The organism is Azospirillum sp. B4, from assembly GCF_000333275.1.
Taxonomy (GTDB): domain Bacteria; phylum Pseudomonadota; class Alphaproteobacteria; order Azospirillales; family Azospirillaceae; genus Nitrospirillum.
On sequence record NZ_BACU01000405.1, the window covers coordinates 1 to 1477 of the forward strand.

The 1477-nt window shown below is 70.7% G+C and carries 1 protein-coding gene; it reads left to right on the plus strand.

Annotation, left to right across the window (positions count from 1 at the left end; genetic code table 11):
• Positions 1–1477, plus strand: a 1477-nt coding sequence (locus I55_RS37155) for an S-layer family protein (protein ID WP_044561953.1), incomplete at both ends; no start/stop codon positions are given.

Genomic DNA, 1477 nt, shown 5'->3' on the forward strand with positions numbered 1-1477 from the left:
CAGTGGCGCCACGGGCACCGGCCTCAGCAACTACGCGGTGAGCTACGCCGCCGGCACGCTGACGGTGACCCCGGCGGCGCTGACGATCACGGCCAGTGGGGCGAGCAAGACCTACGGCACCAGCGCCAGTCTGACGGGGTACAGCAGCAGCGGCCTGGTGAACGGCGACAGCATCGCGGCCGTGACCTTGGCCAGCAGCGGCAGCGGCACGGCGGCGTCGGTGGGCAGCTACAGCGTTGTGGCCAGTGGCGCCACGGGCACCGGATTGAGCAACTACTCGGTGAGCTACGCCGATGGCACGCTGACGGTGAATCCCGCCAGCCTGACGATCACCGCCAGCGGGGCGACCAAGACCTACGGCACCAGCGCCAGCCTGACGGGCTACAGCAGCAGCGGCCTGGTGAACGGCGACAGCATCGCGGCGGTGACCCTGGCCAGCACGGGCAGCGGCACGGCGGCGTCGGTGGGCAGCTACAGCATCACCGCCAGCGGTGCGACGGGCACGGGGCTGAGCAACTACTCGGTAAGCTACGCCGACGGCACGCTGACGGTGACCCCGGCGGTGCTGACCATCACGGCCAGCGGGGCGAGCAAGACCTACGGCGCCAGCCTCAGCCTGACGGGGTATAACAGCAGCGGCCTGGTGAATGGCGACAGCATCGCGACCGTGACCTTGGCCAGCAGCGGCAGCGGCACGGCCGCGTCGGTGGGCAGCTACAGCGTTGTGGCCAGCGGTGCGACGGGCACGGGGCTCAGCAACTACTCGGTGAGCTATGCCGCTGGCACGCTGACGGTGACCCCGGCGGCGCTGACCATCACGGCCAGCGGGGCGAGCAAGACCTACGGCAGCAACGCCAGCCTGACGGGCTACAGCAGCAGCGGCCTGGTGAATGGCGACAGCATCAGCGCCATCACCTTGGCCAGCAGCGGGTCCGGCACGGCGGCGTCGGTGGGCAGCTACAGCGTTGTGGCCAGCGGTGCGACGGGCACCGGCCTGAGCAACTACGCGGTAAGCTACGCCGACGGCACGCTGACGGTGACCCCGGCGGCGCTGACCATCACGGCCAGCGGGGCGTCCAAGACCTACGGCAGCAGCGCCAGCCTGACGGGGTACAGCAGCAGCGGGCTGGTGAACGGCGACAGCATCAGCGCCGTCACCTTGGCGTCCAGCGGGTCCGGCACGGCGGCGTCGGTGGGCAGCTACAGCGTTGTGGCCAGCGGTGCGACGGGCACGGGGCTCAGCAACTACTCGGTGAGCTATGCCGCTGGCACGCTGACGGTGACCCCGGCGGCGCTGACCATCACGGCCAGCGGGGCGAGCAAGACCTACGGCGCCAGCGCCAGCCTGACGGGGTATAACAGCAGCGGCCTGGTGAATGGCGACAGCATCAGCGCGGTGACGCTGGCCAGCAGCGGCAGCGGCACGGTGGCCTCGGTGGGCAGCTACAGCGTTGTGGCCAGCGGTGCGACGGGCACG